The organism is Marinobacter sp., assembly GCF_041690455.1.
Lineage (GTDB): Bacteria > Pseudomonadota > Gammaproteobacteria > Pseudomonadales > Oleiphilaceae > Marinobacter.
Map to the genome: position 1 here is coordinate 30581 of NZ_JAWLHI010000025.1, position 21368 is coordinate 51948.

Annotated in this window: 20 protein-coding genes; 13 read left to right on the forward strand and 7 right to left on the reverse strand. The window is 60.8% G+C overall.

Annotated elements, in window-relative coordinates; translation table 11 throughout:
- The first annotated feature begins 94 nt into the window (after nt 1-94).
- The 6 genes from ACESMW_RS07970 to ACESMW_RS07995 all read left to right on the forward strand — a co-directional run bounded on the left by ACESMW_RS07970 (nt 95) and on the right by ACESMW_RS07995 (nt 7339).
- On the forward strand, nt 95-1498 hold the full coding sequence (locus tag ACESMW_RS07970) for a sodium:solute symporter family transporter (RefSeq protein ID WP_372986515.1): 1404 nt from the start codon (nt 95-97) through the stop codon (nt 1496-1498).
- 3 nt (nt 1499-1501) lie between these two features.
- A complete protein-coding gene (locus ACESMW_RS07975) occupies nt 1502-2455 on the forward strand; it encodes a metallophosphoesterase family protein (RefSeq protein ID WP_372986516.1) in 954 nt (317 codons plus the stop codon).
- A gap of 149 nt (nt 2456-2604) precedes the next feature.
- Complete coding sequence (ectA, locus tag ACESMW_RS07980) at nt 2605-3120, forward strand: diaminobutyrate acetyltransferase (protein WP_372986517.1); 516 nt, start codon at nt 2605-2607, stop codon at nt 3118-3120.
- Between the two features lie 187 nt (nt 3121-3307).
- The gene (ectB, locus tag ACESMW_RS07985) at nt 3308-4576 is read left to right on the forward strand and encodes a diaminobutyrate--2-oxoglutarate transaminase (RefSeq protein ID WP_372986518.1); all 1269 of its coding nucleotides are present in this window, start codon (nt 3308-3310) and stop codon (nt 4574-4576) included.
- A gap of 51 nt (nt 4577-4627) precedes the next feature.
- Nucleotides 4628-6079, forward strand: coding sequence for an aspartate kinase (locus ACESMW_RS07990; protein ID WP_372986519.1), 1452 nt, complete (start codon nt 4628-4630; stop codon nt 6077-6079).
- A gap of 261 nt (nt 6080-6340) precedes the next feature.
- A complete protein-coding gene (locus ACESMW_RS07995; RefSeq protein WP_372986520.1) occupies nt 6341-7339 on the forward strand; it encodes an RNA polymerase sigma factor RpoD/SigA in 999 nt (332 codons plus the stop codon).
- Nucleotides 7340-7341: 2 nt separating this feature from the next.
- Here the strand turns inward: ACESMW_RS07995 and ACESMW_RS08000 are convergent, their stop codons facing one another.
- Genes ACESMW_RS08000 through pdxH form a run of 5 tightly spaced genes read right to left on the reverse strand, consistent with a single transcriptional unit; the run spans nt 7342 to nt 10139 of the window.
- The gene (locus tag ACESMW_RS08000; RefSeq protein ID WP_372986521.1) at nt 7342-7797 is read right to left on the reverse strand and encodes a DUF3429 domain-containing protein; all 456 of its coding nucleotides are present in this window, start codon (nt 7795-7797) and stop codon (nt 7342-7344) included.
- A complete protein-coding gene (locus ACESMW_RS08005) occupies nt 7794-8099 on the reverse strand; it encodes a DUF6482 family protein (protein WP_372986522.1) in 306 nt (101 codons plus the stop codon). Before ACESMW_RS08005 ends, ACESMW_RS08000 begins: the two co-directional genes overlap by 4 nt.
- Before the next feature lie 57 nt (nt 8100-8156).
- Entirely contained in the window at nt 8157-8738 is a 582-nt protein-coding gene (locus ACESMW_RS08010) for a DNA-3-methyladenine glycosylase I (RefSeq protein WP_372986523.1), read from the reverse strand.
- Between the two features lie 8 nt (nt 8739-8746).
- Complete coding sequence (locus ACESMW_RS08015) at nt 8747-9535, reverse strand: 4'-phosphopantetheinyl transferase family protein (RefSeq protein ID WP_372986524.1); 789 nt, start codon at nt 9533-9535, stop codon at nt 8747-8749.
- Complete coding sequence (pdxH, locus tag ACESMW_RS08020; RefSeq protein ID WP_372986525.1) at nt 9504-10139, reverse strand: pyridoxamine 5'-phosphate oxidase; 636 nt, start codon at nt 10137-10139, stop codon at nt 9504-9506. The genes ACESMW_RS08015 and pdxH overlap by 32 nt, the downstream gene beginning before the upstream one ends.
- A gap of 219 nt (nt 10140-10358) precedes the next feature.
- On the opposite strand from pdxH, the gene ACESMW_RS08025 reads away from it, so the two are divergent.
- Complete coding sequence (locus ACESMW_RS08025) at nt 10359-11645, forward strand: MHYT domain-containing protein (RefSeq protein WP_372986526.1); 1287 nt, start codon at nt 10359-10361, stop codon at nt 11643-11645.
- A gap of 85 nt (nt 11646-11730) precedes the next feature.
- Nucleotides 11731-14553, forward strand: a complete 2823-nt coding sequence (locus ACESMW_RS08030) for a DUF748 domain-containing protein (RefSeq protein WP_372986527.1) — start codon at nt 11731-11733, stop codon at nt 14551-14553.
- Between the two features lie 8 nt (nt 14554-14561).
- Here ACESMW_RS08030 and ACESMW_RS08035 read toward each other — a convergent pair whose 3' ends face one another.
- A complete protein-coding gene (locus ACESMW_RS08035; RefSeq protein ID WP_372986535.1) occupies nt 14562-15353 on the reverse strand; it encodes a substrate-binding periplasmic protein in 792 nt (263 codons plus the stop codon).
- Between the two features lie 137 nt (nt 15354-15490).
- Between ACESMW_RS08035 and yfbR the strand changes: the two genes are divergently transcribed.
- The 4 genes from yfbR (at nt 15491) to ACESMW_RS08055 (ending at nt 19069) form a co-directional block, all read left to right on the forward strand.
- Nucleotides 15491-16087, forward strand: a complete 597-nt coding sequence (gene yfbR / locus ACESMW_RS08040; RefSeq protein WP_372986528.1) for a 5'-deoxynucleotidase — start codon at nt 15491-15493, stop codon at nt 16085-16087.
- 118 nt (nt 16088-16205) lie between these two features.
- A complete protein-coding gene (locus ACESMW_RS08045; protein ID WP_372986529.1) occupies nt 16206-17021 on the forward strand; it encodes an SDR family NAD(P)-dependent oxidoreductase in 816 nt (271 codons plus the stop codon).
- A 102-nt stretch (nt 17022-17123) separates the two neighbouring features.
- Nucleotides 17124-18230, forward strand: a complete 1107-nt coding sequence (locus ACESMW_RS08050; protein ID WP_372986530.1) for a GGDEF domain-containing protein — start codon at nt 17124-17126, stop codon at nt 18228-18230.
- A 50-nt stretch (nt 18231-18280) separates the two neighbouring features.
- Nucleotides 18281-19069 (forward strand): class II glutamine amidotransferase, encoded by a 789-nt coding sequence (locus ACESMW_RS08055; protein WP_372986531.1) that lies wholly within the window; start codon nt 18281-18283, stop codon nt 19067-19069.
- Between the two features lie 6 nt (nt 19070-19075).
- On the opposite strand, the gene ACESMW_RS08060 is transcribed toward ACESMW_RS08055, so the two are convergent.
- A complete protein-coding gene (locus ACESMW_RS08060) occupies nt 19076-19969 on the reverse strand; it encodes a metal-dependent hydrolase (RefSeq protein WP_372986532.1) in 894 nt (297 codons plus the stop codon).
- A 232-nt stretch (nt 19970-20201) separates the two neighbouring features.
- Between ACESMW_RS08060 and ACESMW_RS08065 the strand changes: the two genes are divergently transcribed.
- On the forward strand, nt 20202-21308 hold the full coding sequence (locus tag ACESMW_RS08065) for a helix-turn-helix transcriptional regulator (protein WP_372986533.1): 1107 nt from the start codon (nt 20202-20204) through the stop codon (nt 21306-21308).
- Nucleotides 21309-21368 lie beyond the last annotated feature (60 nt).

Consider the following 21368-nt stretch of genomic DNA (forward strand, 5'->3'; position numbering starts at 1 on the left):
TCCAAACCCCCCCCCCCCCCCCCCCCCCCCCCGACTCCACCCAAACCAGAAACCCGGGAAAAGCCCCGGAACCAAAGAACAAAGGAACGAGAACATGAATTTCACAGAAGCCTCCCTGTTCTGGGGATTTCTGCTGGTCTACGGCGTGGTGATGTATGTGCTGTCGCCAAAGAGCAAGAACGCGAACTCGTTCTATAAAGGCGCCGATGATCAGGGGAATCCGGTTGGTCAGTGGTCACTGACGGCCAGTATCTTTATCAGCTGGATCTTCGCCAAGTCGGTGACCAATGCGGCCAATCTGGGGGCGGCTTACGGCGTGGTCGGTGGTCTGGCGTACGCCAGTTACTGGCTGTCGATTCCGGTGGCCGGTTATGTCATCTACCTGATTCGGACCCAGACCGGGGCCCGCAGTTTGCAGGATTTTCTGACCTCGCGATTCGGCCGGCTGGCCAGTCTGGCGTTTGCGGCGGCGATCCTGATCCGGCTGTATAACGAGGTCTGGAGCAACACCGCGGTCGTGGGCGGGTACTTCGGACTGCCCGGGGAGTGGGAGTATTACGCCGCGGCGATGCTGTTCACGGTGTTTACCCTGGCCTACAGCCTGAAAGGCGGGCTGCGTTCGTCGATCTTTACCGATGTGATCCAGGCTTTTGTGTTCGTGTTCTTTGTCGGGGCGGTGTTGTTCTTGATCATTCCGGCAAACGATACCAGTGCGCTGCTGAGTAACGGCGAGTTCCGGCTTGATGCCGGCTTCGACCTGTTGCTGGTCGCCCTGCTGCAGTTGTTCAGCTATCCGTTCCACGATCCGGTGCTCACCGACCGCGGGTTCGTGAACAAGGAAAAGACCATGCTCAAGAGCTTTGTGGTCGCTGGCCTACTGGGCTTTGTCGCGGTGTTCATTTTCAGCCTGGTCGGGGTTCATGCGCGGCTGAACGGTATCGAAGCCATGGGCAATGCGCCGGCCGCTGTCGGGCAGTCCCTGGGGCTGGCGGCGCTGTTCTTCATGAGTGTGGTGATGATGACCTCCGCCGGCTCCACCCTGGATTCCACCTTCACCTCGCTGGCCAAATCCCTCGCGGTGGACCTTCCGCGGCTGGCGCGGCGGGCAAAAGACAGGCTGCCGAGCATGCGGGTCGGTGCCGTGGTTATGGTGGTGTTTGCGTTCCTCGGTAACCTGCCGATGTTTGCCGGCACCGACATTCTCAAGGCCACAACCATCTCCGGCACAATGGTGATGGGCCTGGCGCCGGTATTCCTGTTCTATGGTTTCACCCGCTGGTCGCCCTGGAGTTTTCATCTGAGTTTCTGGACCGGCCTGGGACTGGGTGTCCTGCTCGCCGTGGGCCTGATTCCGCCAAGCTGGGCCATTGGTGACGGCAAATACGCCATGCTGCTGGGTGTGAATGCCTGGGGCTTCCTGATCTGCTCCGCCGGGTTCTTTGTCCCGTTGGTGTTGCGGCGTCTGGCGGGACGTTCGCTGGCTGCCGGGGAGGCCTGATCCATGACGCAGGAAGGTCGCAGTTGTCCGTTGGCTTACCGCTACGATCCCGCCGATTTGTGCCGGCAGGTCAGTGAGAGTTCCGCGGATGTGCTGTATGTGATCGGTGGGCTCTACGGCAATATCCTTGCGCTGGACGAAATCGAGCGTATGGCCCGGGCGGAAGAGCGCGAGGGCCGGCACGTCCAGTTGGTGTTCAACGGGGATTTCAATTGGTTCAATGCCAGTGATGAACTGTTCCGGGCCGTCAATGAGCGGGTGTTTGGGCATACCGTCATTCTGGGTAACGTCGAGTATGAACTGGCCAATCCGAGCCCCGGTGCGGGGTGTGGTTGCGCCTACCCCGAGTTTGTTGATCAGGGCGTGGTGGCGCGTTCAAACCGAATCATCGAACGGCTCCAGAGAGTGGCGGCAGCCCACCCCGATATCCGGATGCAGTTAGCTGATCTGCCCCGATACCACTGCTTGATGTTTGGAGGCCTAAAGATTTTGGTGCTGCACGCCGATCCCGAATCCCTGGCGGGTTGGGGGTTGGCCCACGAGGCGTTTGCCGAAGGTAACGAAGTCAGGCTCGCGGAATGGTTCAATACGACCGGCGCCGACGCCATGGTCTGCACCCATACCTGCCTGCCGGTGCTCTGGTCCGGGCTGGTGGCAAATCAGGCCCGGCTGGTGGTTAATAATGGCTCTGCCGGCATGGGCAACTTGCATCGCGACCCCCGCGGGCTGATTGCCCGGATCAGTTCATACGGGCCCTCTGTTGAGGCTGTGTCAACGCTGGAGCGCCGAGGCCTGCACTTTTCACTGGTGCCTGTCGCCTTTGATCGCGAGGCCTGGCTGGGACGATTCGACGCGCTCTGGCCTTCCGGTTCCGATGCGGAGGCTTCCTACCGGAGCCGGCTTCTTAACGGCACTTCCCTGGCGCCCGGGGATGTCCTTTTCCCTTCCGGTTTTTAATCTGATTGTCACTGGCGATTGCTTCAATTCGGTCTATTCTTAAAAGGTCGGGACGGGCGTCTTGCCGTGGACAAATGGACCGCAACTTGAAATATATTTTGTGGTCTATATAATTCAGCACTAACTTTTAGAAGCGAATTGATCACGTTATGACATCAGAAGGTTCGAATACCACCGCCATCACGCTTCGCACACCCACGAAGGATGATGGCTACAGGCTCCACCAGCTGGTGGCCGAGTGCCCGCCGCTGGACCCCAACTCGATTTACTGCAACCTGTTGCAGTGCAGCCACTTTGCCGAGACCGGCGTGGCCGCGGAGAAGGAAGGCGATCTGGTCGGCTTTATCTCCGGATACATCCCTCCCCAACAGCCCGAGACCGTGTTTGTCTGGCAGGTGGCGGTTCACGAGAAAGGTCGTGGACAGGGCCTCGCCAAGCGGATGCTGAAAGAGATCGTTTCCCGTGATGCGTGCAAAGACGTCACCCACATGGAGACGACCATCACCGAGGACAACGAGGCCTCCTGGGCGCTGTTCCGTTCATTCGCCCGTGATATGGGAGCCGAGCTCACCTACCACGAGCACTTCGAGAAAGAGAAACACTTCGGTGGCAAGCATGATTCCGAATTCCTGCTGCGCATCGGACCTTTCACGAAGCCCGTCTGAGAGCCCTGGTCTCACGATCTCTTATCGTGAATGACTGACTGTGAATTGGACTAGCCGGCAGACCACCCGAGGTAGGTCTGCCACCAAGGCTTAAACCAACGCACGGCGGGCTTGTCGCGACCGAAATGTATTAACCGACAGGTCCCCGCGCATCTACCTCGAACCTGACATGCTAAGAGGCAAGACAATGGAAATTTTCAAGTCGACCGAATCTGAAGTACGCGTTTATTCCCGTGCCTTTCCGGTGATTTTTAACCGTGCCAAGAACGCACATCTGTACACCGAAGACGGCAAGGAATACCTGGATTTTCTGGCCGGCGCCGGTTCCCTGAACTACGGCCACAATAACGACATCCTGAAGAAAGCCCTGCTCGAGTACATCGAGGCAGACGGTGTGAGCCAGGGCCTGGACCTGTTCACCACCGCCAAGCACGACTTCATTGAGTCGTACAAGAAGTACATCCTTGACCCCCGTGGCCTGGACTACAAGATGCAGTTCACCGGCCCCACCGGTACCAACTGTGTGGAAGCGGCCATGAAGCTGGCCCGTAAGGTGAAAGGCCGTACCAACATCATTTCCTTCACCAACGGTTTCCACGGCGTAACTGCCGGTGCTGTTGCCGCCACCGGTAACGAGCATCACCGCGGTGGTGTAGGCGTGCCGCTTGGCCACGTGGACTTCATGTTCTATGACGGCTACCTGGGTGAAGACGTGGACACCCTGGAGATCATGGACAAGGTGCTGTCTGACAGCTCTTCCGGTGTCGAACTGCCTGCCGCTGTGATTGTTGAGGCAGTTCAGGGTGAAGGTGGTCTGAACGCCGCCCGTGCCGAATGGCTCAAGGGCCTGTCCGAGCTGTGCAAGAAGCACGACATCCTGCTGATCGTGGACGATATCCAGGCCGGTAACGGCCGGACCGGTGAGTTCTTCAGCTTTGAATTCGCGGGTATCAAACCGGACATCGTGACCGTGTCCAAATCCCTCAGTGGCTACGGCCTGCCGATGGCCTTGGTGCTGTTCAAGCCGGAGCTGGATGTCTGGGATCCGGGCGAGCACAACGGTACCTTCCGTGGTAACAACATGGCATTCATCACTGCCCGTACCGCGATTGAGACCTACTGGAAGGACGACGCCTTTGCCAACGAAGTGAAGGCCAAGACCAAGGTCCTGGGCGATGCTCTGCAGGCGATCTGTGACAAGTACCCGGGCGAGTTCAAGATGAAGGGCCGGGGCCTGATGCGCGGTATCGAAGCGAAGGACGCGGATCTGACCGGTCCGATCACCAAGCGTGCCTTCGAGCGCGGCCTGATCATCGAGACCAGTGGTCCGAACGACGAAGTCATCAAGTGCCTGATGCCGCTGACCACCAGTGAGGATGACCTCCGTAAGGGTGCCGCCCTGCTGGCGGAAAGTGTCGACGAGATCATGCAGGAAGGAGTCAGCGAGGCGTCGTAAGGCGCCCGCACTTCCGGGACATTCATTCTGCAGGATAGCGAAGGCAACTATATGACTACTGCACAGCATACCGTCGAGAAGATCGGCGGTACTTCCATGAGCAACTACGAGGCCGTTCGCGACAATATCATCATTGGTAATCGCAGCAAGGACGACCTCTACCAGCGCATCTTCGTGGTGTCCGCCTACGGCGGCGTGACCAACGAACTGCTCGAGCACAAGAAGACCGGCGAGCCCGGGGTCTATGCCCTGTTTGCGGATGCCGAGTCGGACTGGGCCTGGGGCGATGACCTCACCAAGCTGGTGAAATTCCTGACCGACATCAACGGTGAACTGTTCCAGGATCCGATGCTCAAACAGCAGGCGGACCAGTTTATCACCGACCGTATCGAAGGCGTTCGCGGCTGCCTGATCGATCTGCAGCGGCTGTGCTCCTATGGCCAGTTCCAGCTGGAAGAGCACCTGCTGACCGTTCGTGAGATGCTGGCGGGTATCGGTGAGGCCCACAGTGCCTTCAACACCGCCCTGAAGCTTCAGCAGGAAGGCATCAACGCCCGCTTTGTCGACCTGACCGGCTGGCGTGACAGTGAACTGCTGCCGCTCGACGAGAAGCTCCAGCAGGCCTTCGATGCCGTTGATCTGAGCCGAGAGCTGCCCATCGTGACCGGCTATGCCCAGTGCAAGGAGGGTCTGATGCGGACCTTCGACCGGGGCTACAGCGAGATGACCTTCAGCCGGGTGGCGGTGATCACCAACGCCCGTGAAGCCATCATCCATAAGGAATATCACCTGAGCTCCGCCGACCCGAACATTGTCGGCGCGGAGAAGGTGGTGCCCCTTGGGCGGACCAACTACGACGTGGCCGACCAGCTGGCCAACCTGGGTATGGAGGCGATCCACCCCCGGGCCGGCAAGGGCCTGCGCCAGAACGAGATCCCGCTGCGGGTGATGAACACCTTCGAGCCGGAGCACACCGGTACCCTGATCACCGGTGATTACATCAGCGAGACCCCGCAGGTGGAAATCATTGCCGGCGCCAAGGGTGTGTTCGCCATCGAGGTGTTCGACCAGGACATGCAGGGCGAGCCGGGTTCCGACCGCAGGATCCTGGACGTGCTGAGCCGCTTCAAGGTGCGCTTCATGTCCAAGGACACCAACGCGAATACCATCACCCACTACGTGGACAGCACGCTCAAGCACGTCAAGCGTGTGGTCAAGGCGCTGAAGGAAGAATTCCCGAACGCCGAGATAAATACCCGCAAGGTGGCGCTGGTATCGGCCATCGGCAGCGACATGAAGGTGCCGGGCATCCTGGCCCGTTCCGTCAAGTCGCTCGCGGATGAGGACATCAGTGTGCTGGCGATTCACCAGTGCATGCGCCAGGTGGATATCCAATTCGTGGTGGATGAGGACAACTATAAGAAGGCGATCAGTGCCCTGCACGCGAGCCTGATAGAGCCTCACAACCACGAGTACGCCATCGTGGCGGCATCCATCGAGTAAAGGATTACCGGTGGGCGGAACCGGTCGCTCCGCTCACTGGTAATGGAGGTCGTCTTGCCTCCAGATCGGGCGCCCGGTCGGCCGGCTCACCTGTGGTGAGTTCCCATGGCCGGGCGCGGCCGATCCCCTTCTCTGCCTTCCATTCCCGCTGCCTTCCTGACCTGGCTCAGGCCTCCGCATTTGCCCCTACCGCGCCAATCTGACCGCCCGCTCCAAACGTATCTTTTCAAGAATATTCTGATCCAGACCGGTACCGTAGCCATGCGAAAAAATGACAGGCTGGGACCGTCTCCGACTCCGCCCAACGATGGTGAAAGGGATTCCCTGGTCGGGCTGTATTTCAGGGATGCGTCCCGTTATCACATACTCTCGGACGATCAGGAGCGTCGTCTGTCCCGAAAGCTGTCCCTGTGCTTCCGGATTGTCAGCACCGAACTGGGACTGCCGGAATCGACACCCCAGACCTTTCGTGAGGTGATCGGCAGCTTCGGGGACGCCTGCGCTTTTTCCAGCCGATGCCGCCGGGCCTATCACCTGGCCATGGCCTGTCGGCGCAAGCTGATCCAGAGCAACCTGCGCCTGGCGGTGCACATCGCCCGGAGGTACAACCAGCATGGTATTCCCATGCCGGACCTGATCCAGGACGCCAATGTCGGGCTGATCAAGGCGGTGGAACGGTTTGATCCCACCAAGGGCTTCCGCTTCTCCACCTATGCCTACTGGTGGATCAGCGAGGAAGTGAAACGCTGTCTGCAGCGGGGCACCCGGGTGGTTCACACGCCGGAGAACGTGGTGGACGAGATTCGCCAGCTCCAGAAAGTCTCGCTCCGCCTGCATCAGCAACTTGGCCGTACGCCGTCGCAGTCCGAGCTGGCCAGCGCAATGGAGGCGACACCTTCGAGGATTGGTGAGCTGCGGGCGCTGGCGGCCCGGGAAGTGTCCACCGACGTGCCGATCCTGGAGGACGGTTCGGCGACCATGGCTGATGCCCTTCCGGCCGGTGACCAGCTGGCTCCGGACCATCCGATGAACCAGCGGGACCGGCGCAGCGAGCTGCGAATGATGCTGAGCGAGCTCAGTGATCGGGAGCGGGATATCCTGACGCGCCGATTCGGGTTGGACCTGCCTGATCCGGAGACCCTGCAGGTGATTTCCGATGCCCTGGGTATCAGCCGGGAACGGGTCCGCCAGATCGAGAAAGGCGCCTTGCGCAAACTGCAGAGCCGTTTCGGCTCTGCCGGAGATGAAACGGGCGCCTGAGTTCAGGCGCCGTGGAGAACAAAGAACCAGGCACCCACGGTCACCTGGCACACCAGGACCACCGTGGTGAGCAGCAGGCGCATCCGGCGGTACCAGGTTGGCCAGTAAACCCTCATCCATCGGGCGTCCACCAGGTAGAGCGCCGCGTAGGCCAGGGTATAGACCACAACCTGGGCCGTTGTCGGCACCAGCAGGCCGATACCGGCGGTGACGAAAAAGGCCTGGCTCAGCAGCATGGTCACCAGCGGCGACAGCGGATAGCAACGGTTCTCCAGTTGCATTGAGATGGGCCAGTAGATGCCTGCCATAAAGGCCAGGATGCCGGCGCTGTAGAGATAGAAATAGGCCAGGATCGCCACACTGTTCCCGGGCATCAGGAACAGCCCGGCAGTACCGGCGATGAACGGAATCAGCCCGGCGATACCCACCAGGACCGCAAGTCGTGCCACAGAAATCACTGGCGCTGCCTCTGGATCCTGATTCTCATCGGTTCGACATCGGACGGCGCCATGCCGACCATTTCGTGGTAGGCGGATGGGTGGACTACCTGGGTTTCGAGGATGTTGAACGATCCGAGGGTGTCCTGGATTTGCCAGGCGCTGCGGAACAGCGCTGTCCTGCCCCCGGCATCGGATAGCAGGAGGGTCTGGTTGCCGATCACCAGTCTGGCCATGTATTGCTGGCCTTCCAGCGATAGGATTTCCAGCAGGTCAACGACCAGGTCTTTGGTGTCCCTGAGTTCTTCGAGGGTGATTCTCACAGTGAATCTCCGGAGTTGGTGTTACCCCGGTATTTACGCACTCCCGGCGTGACAGGATCATCCGGCCAGCTGCGAACATTCGTGGTGTTGCGGGCACCCGGTCAGGTGGTCATTGACCATCCCGGTGGCCTGCATGAAGGCGTAGACAATGGTGGGGCCGACGAACGTAAACCCCTGTTTCTTCAGCGCCTGGGACATGGCCTCGGATTCATTGGTGGTAACCGGCACCTCCTCGAGCGTGCGCCACCGGTTCTGGATGGGTTGGCCATCAACAAAGGACCACAGGAAATCGGCAAACCCCTGGCCCCGTTCCCGAAGCGCCAGATACCCCCGGGCATTGCGAATGATCGACTGAACTTTCAGACGGTTACGGATGATACCGGGGTTGGCCAGTAGTTCGGCCACCTTGTGGTCACCATAGCGGGCAATCCGTTCGGGATCGAAGCCGTCGTAGGCGGATCGGTAATTCTCCTGCTTGCGCAGGATGGTGATCCAGCTCAGGCCGGCCTGCTGGCCATCCAGGCAAAGCTTCTCGAACAGGGCCAGATCATCGTATTCGGGCCGGCCCCAGACCGTATCGTGGTAATGCACGTAAAGCGGATCGGTGCCGCACCAGGGGCAGCGTCCGGATTCAGTCATGTTGCCTCTCACTCTGTCCTGGTTGCAGGGTGAATGATGCGCTGGACACGGGGTTCCCAGTAAGTGTCCAGGTCTTCCGCCTCTCCCAGGCCGAAGTCCTCGGCCGGCGGCTGCAGCAACTGGATGGAGGGCCAGCCGGGCTGGCCGGTGGCCCCGGATTGCCGGCAGACCAGCGTCACCAGGAACCCCTCGCATTCGTAACAGTAGGCCGACCAGTGGCTGTCGTCCTGATCGCCATAGAGTTCAAAACCCTCCAATACCTCCAGGGTCTGCAGGTTGTTGGCGATACCGCGGCCGGTAGCTTTCAGCCAGGCCTCCTTGAGGGTCCACGACACCAGAAAGTTGCCCGGATCATCGGCACGGAACAGCCATTCCTGCTCCCTCGGGGTAAACCAGCGTTTTACCACCTTGTGCCACTGAGGATGCCGCTGCAGAGGCTCGATGTCGACCCCCAGGCCCGCCACCGGGCTTGCCACACAGGCCGACAGGCCATGGCTATGACTCAGGGACAGGGAAAAGCCCGATGGTACCGCCGAGCGGTTCGGACGCCCGGGTACCGGACGGCAGTCGGTGACCGGTTCGCCGCTGGTGCGGCTGATGGCCTGACGGATCAGCCAGCGGCTGGTCAGGTATTCCCGTTTACGTGGGCCGCCGAATTTCGCGACCGTCTCCCGTTCATAGTCGATGAGCCATTCAGGAACCGCGGGATCCCCGCCCGGAGTCTCATGGCACAGCCATATCTGCGGCATCAGGCTCGATACCCGTTCAGGGTTGGAGTCGTTGGATGAGCCAGCCATCGCCTTCCCTCACATACTCGAAGCGATCGTGCAGCCGGCTGGGTCGCCCCTGCCAGAATTCGATCCGTTCCGGAACCACCCGGTAACCGCCCCAGAAACTCGGCAGCGGGACTTCACCCTCGGAGAACTTGCGTCTGATTTCGGCCACCTTCTGCTCCAGAAGACCGCGGGAGGTGATGGCCTTGCTCTGCTCCGATACCCAGGCACCAATCTGGCTGCCCCGGGGCCGGGAGGCAAAATAACGCAGGGATTCGGCCTTGCTGACCTTCTCGACCGGGCCCTGGATCCGTACCTGGCGGTTCAGACCAATCCAGGGGAACAACAGGGCTGCGCGGGGATTTTCCTCGATCTCGAGGGCCTTGCGACTGCCGTAATTGGTGTAGAACACAAAGCCCTGCTCATCAAAGTACTTGAGCAGAACCGTGCGCAGGTCCGGCATGCCGTCGTTGCCGGTGGTTGCCAGGGACATGGCGTTCGGCTCCAGTATGCCGGCTGTCCGGGCATCCTCGAACCACTGCTGGAACTGCCGGACCGGATTGTCGTCCAGATGCTCCCGATCCAGGCCTTCGCTTTCGAAATCACGACGCATGTCGCCGATGTCCATCCACTCCTCCTCGTCTTGCTCAACCGCCGCGGTAACCGTGTTCAGGTACGGCCTCAGAGCATAGCGGGTTCACACCATCGTGTCAGTCACCAGCGCTGGCAAGACCTGTTGCTAATGGTTACATATCTCTACATTTTTTTGAGAGCCAGTTCACATTGCCGGCGTAAATCCTCGGGCTTGCAGGCAGCGTTTATCCACAAAATTCGATGAGTACAGATAATGACGACCCATTACGATCTATCGCTTGTAATAGCTTCATACGTGGTGGCTGTACTGGCCGCATACACGGCACTCTTTTTCGGGGCCCGGCTCGGTTCCGTTGGCGAGGGCAAACGGCTGCCCTGGCTGGTGACCGGAGGCCTGGCCATGGGCACCGGCGTCTGGACCATGCATTTTGTCGGTATGCGGGCCATGCCCATGGACATGGCGATGACCTTCGATACCGGCATGACTGTCATTTCCTGGCTGGCGGCGGTGCTCGCCTCCGGCGTTGCCCTGCACATCATCGGGCGTGAGAAGATTGGCGCAGGACTGTTTGCGGTCGCCACGCTGATGATGTCCGGGGGCATTGTCATCATGCATTACCTCGGCATGTACGCCATGCGAATGTCAGCGCCGCCGGTGTTCGACGGCGTCTGGCTGGCGGTCTCGATTGCCATTGCCGTTGCTGCGTCCGCCGCAGCCCTGGGTGTGTCCCGCAAGATCCGGTCCCGACAGGGCAGTCGGGTATCGGCGGCCCGCTTCGGTGCCGCCCTGGTGATGGCGGCCGCCATCTGTGGCATGCATTACACCGGTATGTTCGCGATGACATTCCCGGAGGGCGCGATGCCCGCGGCTGACAATGGCCTTCGTGGCGACTGGATGGGTATCCCCCTGGCGCTGTTCTGTGTTGCCCTGCTGGCCGTGAGCGTGTTCATTGCTGCTTTCGACATCCGTCAGCAACGTCAGCTGGCCCGGCAGAAAACAGAAGACGATGCCCGGGTTGCGCGCATGGCGTTTCTGGATGCGGCGACCGGTCTGCCCAACCGCTCCGCCCTGGAGCAGCGGCTGCTGGACACCCTGGCCCGGGAAGATACCCGGGAGCATCCCTTTGCCCTGATTTACCTGGACATTGCCAACTACCGGGAGCTGTCCGGAAACCTGGGCTCGGAGTCCATGAACGCTGTTCTCCGGGAAATCACGCAGGCCATCAAGGATCTGGCACGGGAGCCGGTCTACCTGGCCCGGTATTCCGCCAGTACTTTCTTCCTGATGGTTCCGGATTATTCCGATCCCTCCTACAGCTTCATGTACAAGCGCCTGAGAGAGCTGGACCAGCGCATAGGTACACCGGCCATGCCGGTGACCTGGCGGGCCGGACAGTCGGTGTTCCCGCTCACCGGCAATTCCAGCCGTAAGCTGGTCCGGGCTGCGATGGTTCCCCGGGAACTGGGCGAGATTGGCCGGTTCGACAACGTAAAGGCCGATCCCGACCTGGTTTTGCCGGGCCAGAACACCGCAAGCTGACAAACGGACACCGGGCCGACTATCCTTGTGTCAGGCAGGGGGCTGTTCCAGCCCCGGTTTTCCGCCGATCACTAAGGAGAGTTTCGTGGCCCGGAGCCGTCAAAAGAGTCGTCTACCGAGGAACCTGGCAATTGTTGCCCTCGTTCTGGTTGTTCTTTATGCCGTTATAGGCTTCCTGGTGTTGCCCTGGTGGCTCAAGCGCACCCTCCCCGAGCATCTGGACCAGCAGATGGGGTGGCAGGCAGAGGTTACAGGCCTTGCCATCAATCCGTTTGCCCTGACGGTGGAAGCAACGCAACTGTCTGCCAGTGACAGTGACGGAGAGAAGGTTGTTGGCTTCGACCGGCTGTTTGTGAACCTCAGTTTTTTTCAGCTGTTCCGGGGCATCGTCGGTTTTCAGGAGATCCGCCTGCAGGAGCCCTATATCCGGGTTGACCTGCTCGACGACTACAGCATCAATTTCGCCCGTGACTGGCAGGCCGCTCACCCGGAATCACAGCCGGCGGCTGAACCCGAAACCTCCGGTCAGGACAGCGGTCCTCCGAAGCTGTTCTTCCAGCAGCTGGCCATTGATGGCGGCGAGCTCCTGTTCCGGGATTTCAGTCAGGCCGAGCCGGCCGAGTTCCGGATCACGCCCCTGGACCTTTCCCTCAACGAGCTGGCCACCTGGCCGCGGGAGGAAGGCGACAGCAACTACTATCTGCTGGCGGCTATTGGCAGCCAGACGGTTGAATGGCAGGGCGACCTGAGCGTGACGCCGCTCTATTCACGGGGCAGCCTGCGCATTGCCGACATCAGTTATGAAACCCTCGAACATTTCCTGGCACCTTATCTGCCCTACGACCTGCGTGGTGGCAGTGTCACCATCCAGTCTGACTACGAGCTCCAGGCCGGTGAGGTGTTTTACCTGGCCACGGAGAATGGCGAGCTGTCGCTGGCGGATCTGGCGGTCGCTCTCGACACGGAGTCGGAGGCCACCCGGCTCACCACCGGCCGTATCGGCGTTGACCAGATCGGTTTCGATCTGACCGCCCGGGAAGCACGGGTAGGACAGGTGACGGTGGACAACCTGGACCTGGCCATGGCCCGCGATGCCGAGGGGGCCATCGACTGGCTGGCGCCGCTGGCGGGGGACACCGGTGCAGAGGCTGAGGAAACCGTGCCGGAATCTGCGGCCGATACCAGGCCGTTCCGGTGGTCGGTCGAGGGCATCCGCATCGCCCGCTCCGCGGTGCGCTGGCAGGACCGGGTGCCGGCCACCGAGGCAGATCTCCGGCTGCAGGAAATTTCCCTCTCCACCGGGACCCTGAGCCACCGGCTGGAAGAGCCGGTCAGCTATGATTTCAGTGCCACCCTGGCCAGCGGAGGCCGGCTGGCGCTTCAGGGTCAGCTAACACCGGCGCCCTTCACCTTCGAAGCGGCGGTGTCCGGGTCACAGGTCACCCTGTCCGCTTTTGAACCCTACTTGCAGCAGGGCGCGAACCTGAGTGTCGCCAATGGCCAGCTGGGTTTTGACGGCAATCTCGACCTGGACAGCCAGCAGGAACCGATGACCGGAACCTTCAGTGGCACCGCAGAGGTCAGTAACCTGAATATGCGTCTGGCCGGCCAGCAGGACCGGCTGCTGTCCTGGCAGACGGTGCGACTTGCTCCCATTGAATACAACGTCAACCCCGCACGCCTGGAAATCGGCACCATCAGCTTGGTGCAGCCCGTTGCCAATATCGTGCGCGGCACCGATGCCGTGCATAACGTCGAGCGGATTCCTGTTTCCGGGGGTGGAGCGACCGCGGATACCGGAGCAGACAAAGCCGCGGACTCTGGAAACGGCCAGCCCTCGTTCATCTTCCGGATCGGGGAGCTGGCCATCGAGAACGGTTCGGTGGCCTACACGGACCGGACCCTGAGCCCGGCGTTCACCACCTCCTTTGACGAACTTTCCGGCTCGGTGATCGGGATCAGCAATATCCCGCCACAACAGGGCAAGGTGTCTCTTAAAGGCCGGGTTGGCCAGGTGGGTAACGTGAATTTCCAGGGCACCCTGGGCACCCTGGGCACCGATGACGTCAGTGATCTCACGCTGGCCATGGACAACCTGTCCCTGCCCGAGCTGTCCCCCTATTTCGGCCGCTACCTGGGTTACGGTGTGGACAGTGGCAAGCTCAACCTGGACCTGGATTACGAGATTGCCGGCAGTCGCATTGACGCCTCGAACCTGGTCGTTATGGACCGGTTACAGCTGGGGCAGGTGGTGGCCAGTGACGAGGCTGTCAACGCCCCGGTGAAACTGGGTCTGGCATTGCTGCAGGACCGGAAGGGCATCATCGAGGTGGATCTGCCGATCAGCGGCGACCTGTCGGATCCGGACTTCAGTGTCGGCCAGGTGGTCATGCGTGCATTCGTGAACCTGCTGGTGAAGGCGGCGGCCTCACCATTCAGCATGCTTGGATCCATTGCAGAGATGGCGGGGCTGACCGGGGAGGACCTCGGTCAGGTCAGTTTCGTGCCTGGCAGCGTTGAGCTGGCAGAAGGTGAGGCGGCCAAGCTGTCGGCTCTGGCCGATGCCCTGCGCGAGCGTCCCGAATTACTGCTGAACGTGCGTGGTGCGGTGTCACCGGAAACCGACGGTCTGGCGCTGTTGCGGGATGAACTGACCGATGGCGGCCAGAAAAAGCTGTCGGAGGAAGCCTGGGCACGGGCCCGTGAGGCCTATCTCTCGGGTGAACGGACCCTGTCACCAGAGGCGCTCAACAACCTGGCCCGGGATCGGGGCCTGGCGGTGCGCCGGTTGCTGACCGAAACCCAGGAGGTTCCGGGCAATCAGCTGTTCCTGCTGGACCCGGTGCGGGATGCGCAGGTGGGTGCCGAAGGCAATGTGGTGGTGCCCTTTACCCTGGATGTCCGCTGAGTGTGCTGTCAGTTGTCCCCGGAGTCAGGTGAAAGCGAGGGCGGCAGATCCAGTCCCCACTTCTGCACCAGGCTCTGGTAGCGACCGGTCTCGATCAGCGGCGCCAGGAGATCCATCATGTCCCGGGCGGTGACGGGGCCTTCGGGATGGGTGATGATACTGAGCTGGTAGCTCTGGTCCGGCTGGTCTGAAATCAGCAGCCTGTCCCGGTCTTCGGGATGTTGGTCCAGATGCATCTGCAGGTAGGAGTCGTTGATGATGGCCACCTGAGCGACCGAAGGCCGGTCTGCCTTGATCAGATTCAGGTTGCGATTGTGACTGTCCGAGAATTCGATGTTGAAGCGCTGTTCGAGTTCCTGTGGATCGGTTTCCATCCCGGCAAACCCATAGTGGTAGCCGGAAAGGGCGACAATATTTCGCTGCTCAAGGTCTTCGAAAAAGCTCGCGTCCCGGCCCGGCTTGTTGAGGGCGATGTAGATATCTTCGTCCATCAGGAGTGGCGGGCTGATCAGCGCCTGTTTGTCCTGCCACTCCCAGCTCGGGCTTTCAAAGAATATGACGTCGTACAGGTGGGCGTCGAAGTCCAGGTAACGGCGCTTGGGGGAGGTGTGGAAGATCCGGAAAGTGACATCCTGATGGACGGTTTCAAGCTCCCTGAGGAGGTCTCCCAGCAGGCCCTCAACCTTTCTGTCCTCGTCGATGCGGGCAACCGGCGGGAAATCGTAGACACCGACAACAATGTCTGTGTCTGCCCAGGCAGAGGGCAGTGATGCCAGTGAGAACAGCGTAGCAAATACCACCTTGCACAAACATCGGAGTCCGGGCACGTATAATCCACCTGCTAAAAGCGCAAAACATTCATCAGCTCTAAAGCTAACACGCAAATACCTGAAATAGGTTTCACGCGTCATCATTTAATGAAAAAAGGAATCCGGGTATGGCAGCGATCGTAAGCCACTTCTTTGCCTATGTTTCACGCCTGCGCTGGATCAAGCGCTGGGGTCTGATGCGTAATGCCATTGAAGAGAACGTCGCCACCCACTCCTGGGAAGTGGCTACCCTGGCCCATGCCCTGGCGATCATCCGCAACCACCGGTTCAATGGCACGGTCAATGCGGATCGCATTGCTGCCGCGGCGCTCTATCACGATGCCACCGAGGTCATTACCGGCGACATGCCAACACCGGTGAAGTATCACTCGAAGGTCATGCGCGAAGCGTTTGGCGACATCGAACACAAGGCTGAGGCGGAGCTGCTGGCCTTGCTGCCGGAGGACCTGCAGGAACCGTTCGCGCCCTATCTGCAGGAGTCGCAACTGGCACGGGAGGAGAAGGAGCTGATCAAGGCCGCGGACCGGCTGTCGGCCTGGCTCAAGTGCCAGGCGGAAATCCGTGCGGGCAACCAGGAATTCGGTCCGGCAGCGACCCAGATCCGGCAACGGTTAGAACAGGACGGATTGCCGGAAGTGCAGTATTTCCTTCAGGTTTTCGCCCCCAGCTATGACCAGCCGCTGGATAACCTGCTGGGCGACTGACCACACTGCCTGCCGCGGGGAGCACATGCTGCCATAGGCTCGGCCGTGTCCGGGGCCTACAGTGGTTTTCCACAGCAGTTCTGCTATACAAGGAAAACCACAACAAGAGGCTCCCGCCATGAAGGATCTGAACAACAAAGTCGCCGTTGTCACCGGGGCAGGTTCCGGTATCGGCCGGTCCCTTGCCAAGGCCCTGGCAGCCCGGGGCTGCCGACTGGCTATCTCGGACGTGAATGAAACCGGTCTGGCGGAAACCGCGGCCGATCTAAAGGGTGCGGAAGTCCGCAGCTACCGGCTGGACGTGTCAGACCGTGATGCGATCTACGCTCACGCGGAGGAGGTGGTCCGGGATTTCGGTCAGGTCAACCTGGTGATCAACAACGCCGGTGTGGCCCTGTCTGCGTCGGTCCGGGAAATGACCGACGAGGACTTCAAGTGGATCATGGATATCGATTTCTGGGGCGTGGCCCATGGCTCCCGGGCCTTTCTACCGCACCTGATTGCTTCCGGTGACGGGCACGTGGTCAACATTTCCAGTGTCTTCGGGCTGATCGGCGTCCCCAAACAAAGTGCCTACAACGCCGCCAAGTTTGCAGTGCGAGGCTTCACCGAGTCCCTGCGTCAGGAGATGAAGCTTGAGGGCCAGCCGGTGTCGGTAAGCTGTGTCCACCCTGGCGGTATCCGGACCAACATCGCCAACTCCGCCCGTATGGGCAAGTCCGAGAACGGTGCGGCCCAGCGCAAAGGTTTCGACAAGCTGGCCATGACCACCCCGGACAAGGCGGCAGAAACCATCGTCAAGGGCATCCTCCGGGATGAATCCCGGATCCTGGTGGGGCCGGACGCCTGGGGCATCGACGCCATCAACCGGCTCCTGGGTTCTGCCTACCAGCCCCTGGTGGAACGCTTCTCGCGCAAGAACCTCTATATCTGAGGTCTGCCAGTGACAGCAGGTTGGACGGGATGCCAACCTGCTGTACATTTTACATACAGTGTCGTCGGGCTATACTTGCTCTTCATCCAGGGAAGATACAGCATGAAATTGCCTCAGCATACGGACCTGGGAGCGACACTGGAGCAGAGTCGCTCGGGTCTCCGACAGGGTCATCGCCGCTCCCTGACGCGGCTTCTGTTTCTGGTCACCGGCAGTGCGCTGGTGGTTTTTGCCTGCCTGCAGATCCTTAACGGATTCCTCTGGATCGGGGTTGGCGAACTTACGGCCAGTGCCCTGCTGTTCTACGGTTTTTGGCGCCTCGAACGAACCCGGCGGTTGCAGCAGTGGATCTACGGCTATCTCATCCCGCTGTTCAGTTTCTTCCTGGTCATCATGCTGTTACCGGAGGCATCGGTGTCAGCCTTTGTGTGGGTGCTGATGATGCCGGTGCTTGCCTATCTGTTGCTGGGCAAGCGTGAGGGCATAATGCTGAGCGTACCCTTCATGCTGGCGGGCGGCGTCGTCTACTGGATTCACCTCGGTAACGTGGCCAGCCCCCATGCCCTGATCGACCTGCTGAACATGGTGCTCTGTGGCGCCCTGATGCTGGTGTTCATTCACATGTACGAGGTGCGGCGGGAAGCCGCCGAACAGCGGCTGGTAGACCTGGCGCAGACCGATGCCCTGACCGGGCTGGCCAACCGTTCCAGTTTCCAGGGCACACTGAGCCGGACCATCGCCGAGTGCGAGAGAAGCGGATCGGGGTTTGCCCTGGCGATCATGGACATTGACCACTTCAAACAGGTGAATGATACCCTGGGCCATGACGCGGGTGACCACGTCCTGGGCCACATCGGCTCCTGTCTGACCGAACGGCTTCGCAGCACCGATTCCGTGGGCCGGCTTGGCGGCGAGGAGTTCGGCCTGATCCTGAGGGATGTGAAGCCGGCGGACGCCTACGAACTGATCGACGAGTTGCGCCTGTGTATCGCCCGCAATGAACTGACCTATGGCGACAGAACCATCCGGGTGACCTCCTCGTTTGGCATTGCCCAGTGGCCGGAGCACGGGCGCGATGCCGAGACCCTGTTCCGGGTGGCTGACCATTGTCTGCTGGGCGGCAAACGTGCCGGACGCAACCGGGTGGCCGGGGCAGGCACGAACTTCAGTGTGGGCCAGGGTGACCTGCTGGCTGGCACAGGAACCTGATTCCGGTATTCTTGGGGTAAACCCGGAACCGTCAGGAAGTCATCAAGTCCATGTGCGAATTGCTGGCCATGAGTGCCAACACCCCCACCGATCTCTGTTTCAGCTTTACCGGCCTCACCCGCCGGGGTGGCGATACCGGGCCGCACAAGGATGGCTGGGGCGTGGCCTTCTATGAGGGCAAAGGCGTGCGTGCGTTCCATGATGCCGACGCCAGCGCCAATTCCCGCATTGCCGAGGTGGTGCAGACCCATCCCATCAAGAGCGAAGTGGCCATCTGCCACATCCGGCAGGCCAACGTCGGTTCCATCTGTCTCGCCAATACCCACCCGTTCATGCGCGAGCTGTGGGGCCGTTACTGGGTTTTTGCCCACAACGGACAGCTGAGTAACTTCCATGGCACCGATGGTTTTTATGAGCCAGTGGGCACCACCGACAGCGAGGCGCTGTTCTGCGATATCCTCAATCACCTGCGTAGTCACTGTGACCGGGATTGCCCGACCGATGAGATTGTTCGGCGCCTGGTCAGTCTGTCCCGGGACTATGCCCGCCAGGGTGTATTCAACCTGCTGCTGAGCAACGGGGACTGGCTGTTCACCTACTGCACCACAAAAATGGCCAGCATCACCCGGCGGGCACCGTTCGGGCCGGCGCGGTTGCGGGATGCCGATGTCACCGTGGATTTCGAGGCGGAAACCACCCCCAATGACATCGTCAGCGTGATCGTGACCGAGCCGCTGACCACCGATGAAACCTGGGATATCTACCAACCCGGGGAGTGGCGCCTCTGGCGCAAGGGCGAGGTGGTACAGTCGGGCCTGGCACCTGCCCGGCCCGACTGACCCCGTTTACTGCAGCGTGCGACGGTTACCGTTGCGGTACTGGGGTGCGATATGAGCCTGGATCTGTTCCTTGAACCGGGCAATCAGCTCGCTGTTGTCGTGATCCCAGGGATGGAAGTCCGGCTTGAAATACTCCAGCCAGGTGGGAATCAGGCTCGAGAAGGTTCCGTTCTTGCCCCACATGCGCCACAGACCCTTGCCGGCGTCCTTCAGTGAGAAACCCTTGCGGTCGTTCAGCATCATCCGGGTGGTGAAGTACGTGGCCATCACGCCCAGGGCGGCGGTGCTGAACGCCAGGTAGAAAGAACGCTCGGCGTAGGTGCCGCCGACCTGCTGGAACACATCGTAGGTGACCGCCTTGTGCTCGGTCTCCTCGATGGCGTGCCAAACCCACAGCGGGCGCATGGACTCGTGCATGTCCTCGCGCACGTCGTCCCGGGCCAGCAGCATGTCCGCCATCATCGCCGTCATGTGCTCAAGGGCGCAGGTGATGGCCAGCTGGTGACGTTTGGGCAGCTTGCTGGCGATCCCCAGGACCACCTCCAGATGCTTCTCCATCTCCTCCACTGGCATGCCCTGATCACGCACGTGCTGGTTCATGGCAATGTGTTCCAGGGAATGCATGGCCTCCTGGCCGATGAAACCCCGGACCTCCTCCTTGAGTTTGGGGTCGGTGATCTGGTCGCGGAACTGCCGGACCGAATCCACGAAGAACTGCTCGCCCTGGGGAAACAGCACCGACAACGCATTCATCATGTGGCTCAGCAGGTAATTGTCATTGAGCCAGTAACGGGGGACCTGGTCGCCGAACTCGAAGCCCATTCGCTGTGGTTTAATGGCAACGTGGTCCGGGGTCTGGGAAACCGGGGTGGTGGTTCCGGCAGTCTTGGTATTCAGCATGGTGCTACTCCTCTGTGCTTACGCACTTTGGCCGATGTCATGCCGCCAGTGTGCGCCGGTCAACGGGAAGGCTGAATGCTCGAACGGGACGGCCATCATTCAGGATGGGACACAGGCACCTTGGATCGATTGACTTCGTTGACGCTGCAGATGGTGTGTGTGGCCCCACTGTCCGGGCCGGCGGCTTCTGATAGAGTCCGAAAACAACCAATACAGGAATCAGGAACCGCGTATGGCAACAGGTACCCCGGACAACGAGCGGCAGATGCTGGGTTTTTTCCTGGTGCCCGGCGTGTACCTACGGGTGCTGGCGGAGACCGTCCGGAAACTGGGCCACAATGATCGACAGCTCTACGAGGGGCTGGCCTTCACCGCCGGTGACCTGAAAGCCAACGACAGCCGGGTATTCGTCACCGACGCCACCATCATGGCCCAGCGGGCCCGGGAGCTGGCCGGTGACGAGGGGCTGAGCTTTGCCCTCGCCCGGGAACTGCGGCTAACCATCCACGGCACCCTGGGTTTCGCCGCGCTGACCAGCCCCACCTTCGAGGGAGCGCTGGACTCCGTGCGCCGCTACCTGCAGTTGCGCGCCCCGTTTCTCACCATGAACCAGTCCCTGGCCGGGGACCAGGTCCTGGTGCAACTGTGCGCCGAATTCGACGTGCCGGAGCTGTATGCCTTCCTCGCCGAAACCGTCAGTGCCACGCTGATCCTGCTGACCGAACAGCTCCTCGACCGGGAAGACGCCGAAGCCAGAGGCTTCGCCCTGGAAGACGGCAAGCTCCCCGGCGTATCCGTCCACCTGAGCGCGCCGGAACCACCGTATTACCACAAGTTCGCCGACCAGCTGCCGGTGCGCTTCCAATACGGCCGGCCGGAACAAATGATGATCTTCCCAAAGACCATGCTGGACGTCCGCATGCGCCTGGCCGATGCCGACGCCTCCGCCATGGCCAGGGAACAATGCGAATTCGAACTGCAAAAGGCCCTGAAAGAACAGGGCGACATCGCCCTCGCGGTCCGTAACATGCTGCGCATGACCCCCGGCCCGTTACCCTCGTTGGAAGCGATGGCCGACCGGTTCTGCGTCTCCTCCCGAACCCTGAAACGACGGCTGGCAGACAAGGACACCAGCTACCGGGAAATCCTCGAAGCGGTACTCAAGGACCGGGCCATCCAGCTGCTGCGTTACACCAACCAGTCCGTCAGCGAAATCGCCTACGAACTGGGTTACGCCGACCTGTCCAACTTCAGCCGCGCGTTCCGCAAATGGACCGGGAAATCGGCCAGCGAATTCCGGGAAGACGGCCCAGATCCGGCGCCAGAGGTCGGCCCCTGAAGTCTTTGGTTTCAAAAGCGTTATTGCGAGGTCCAGCAGGACGGGGGGTGGGGAATTTTC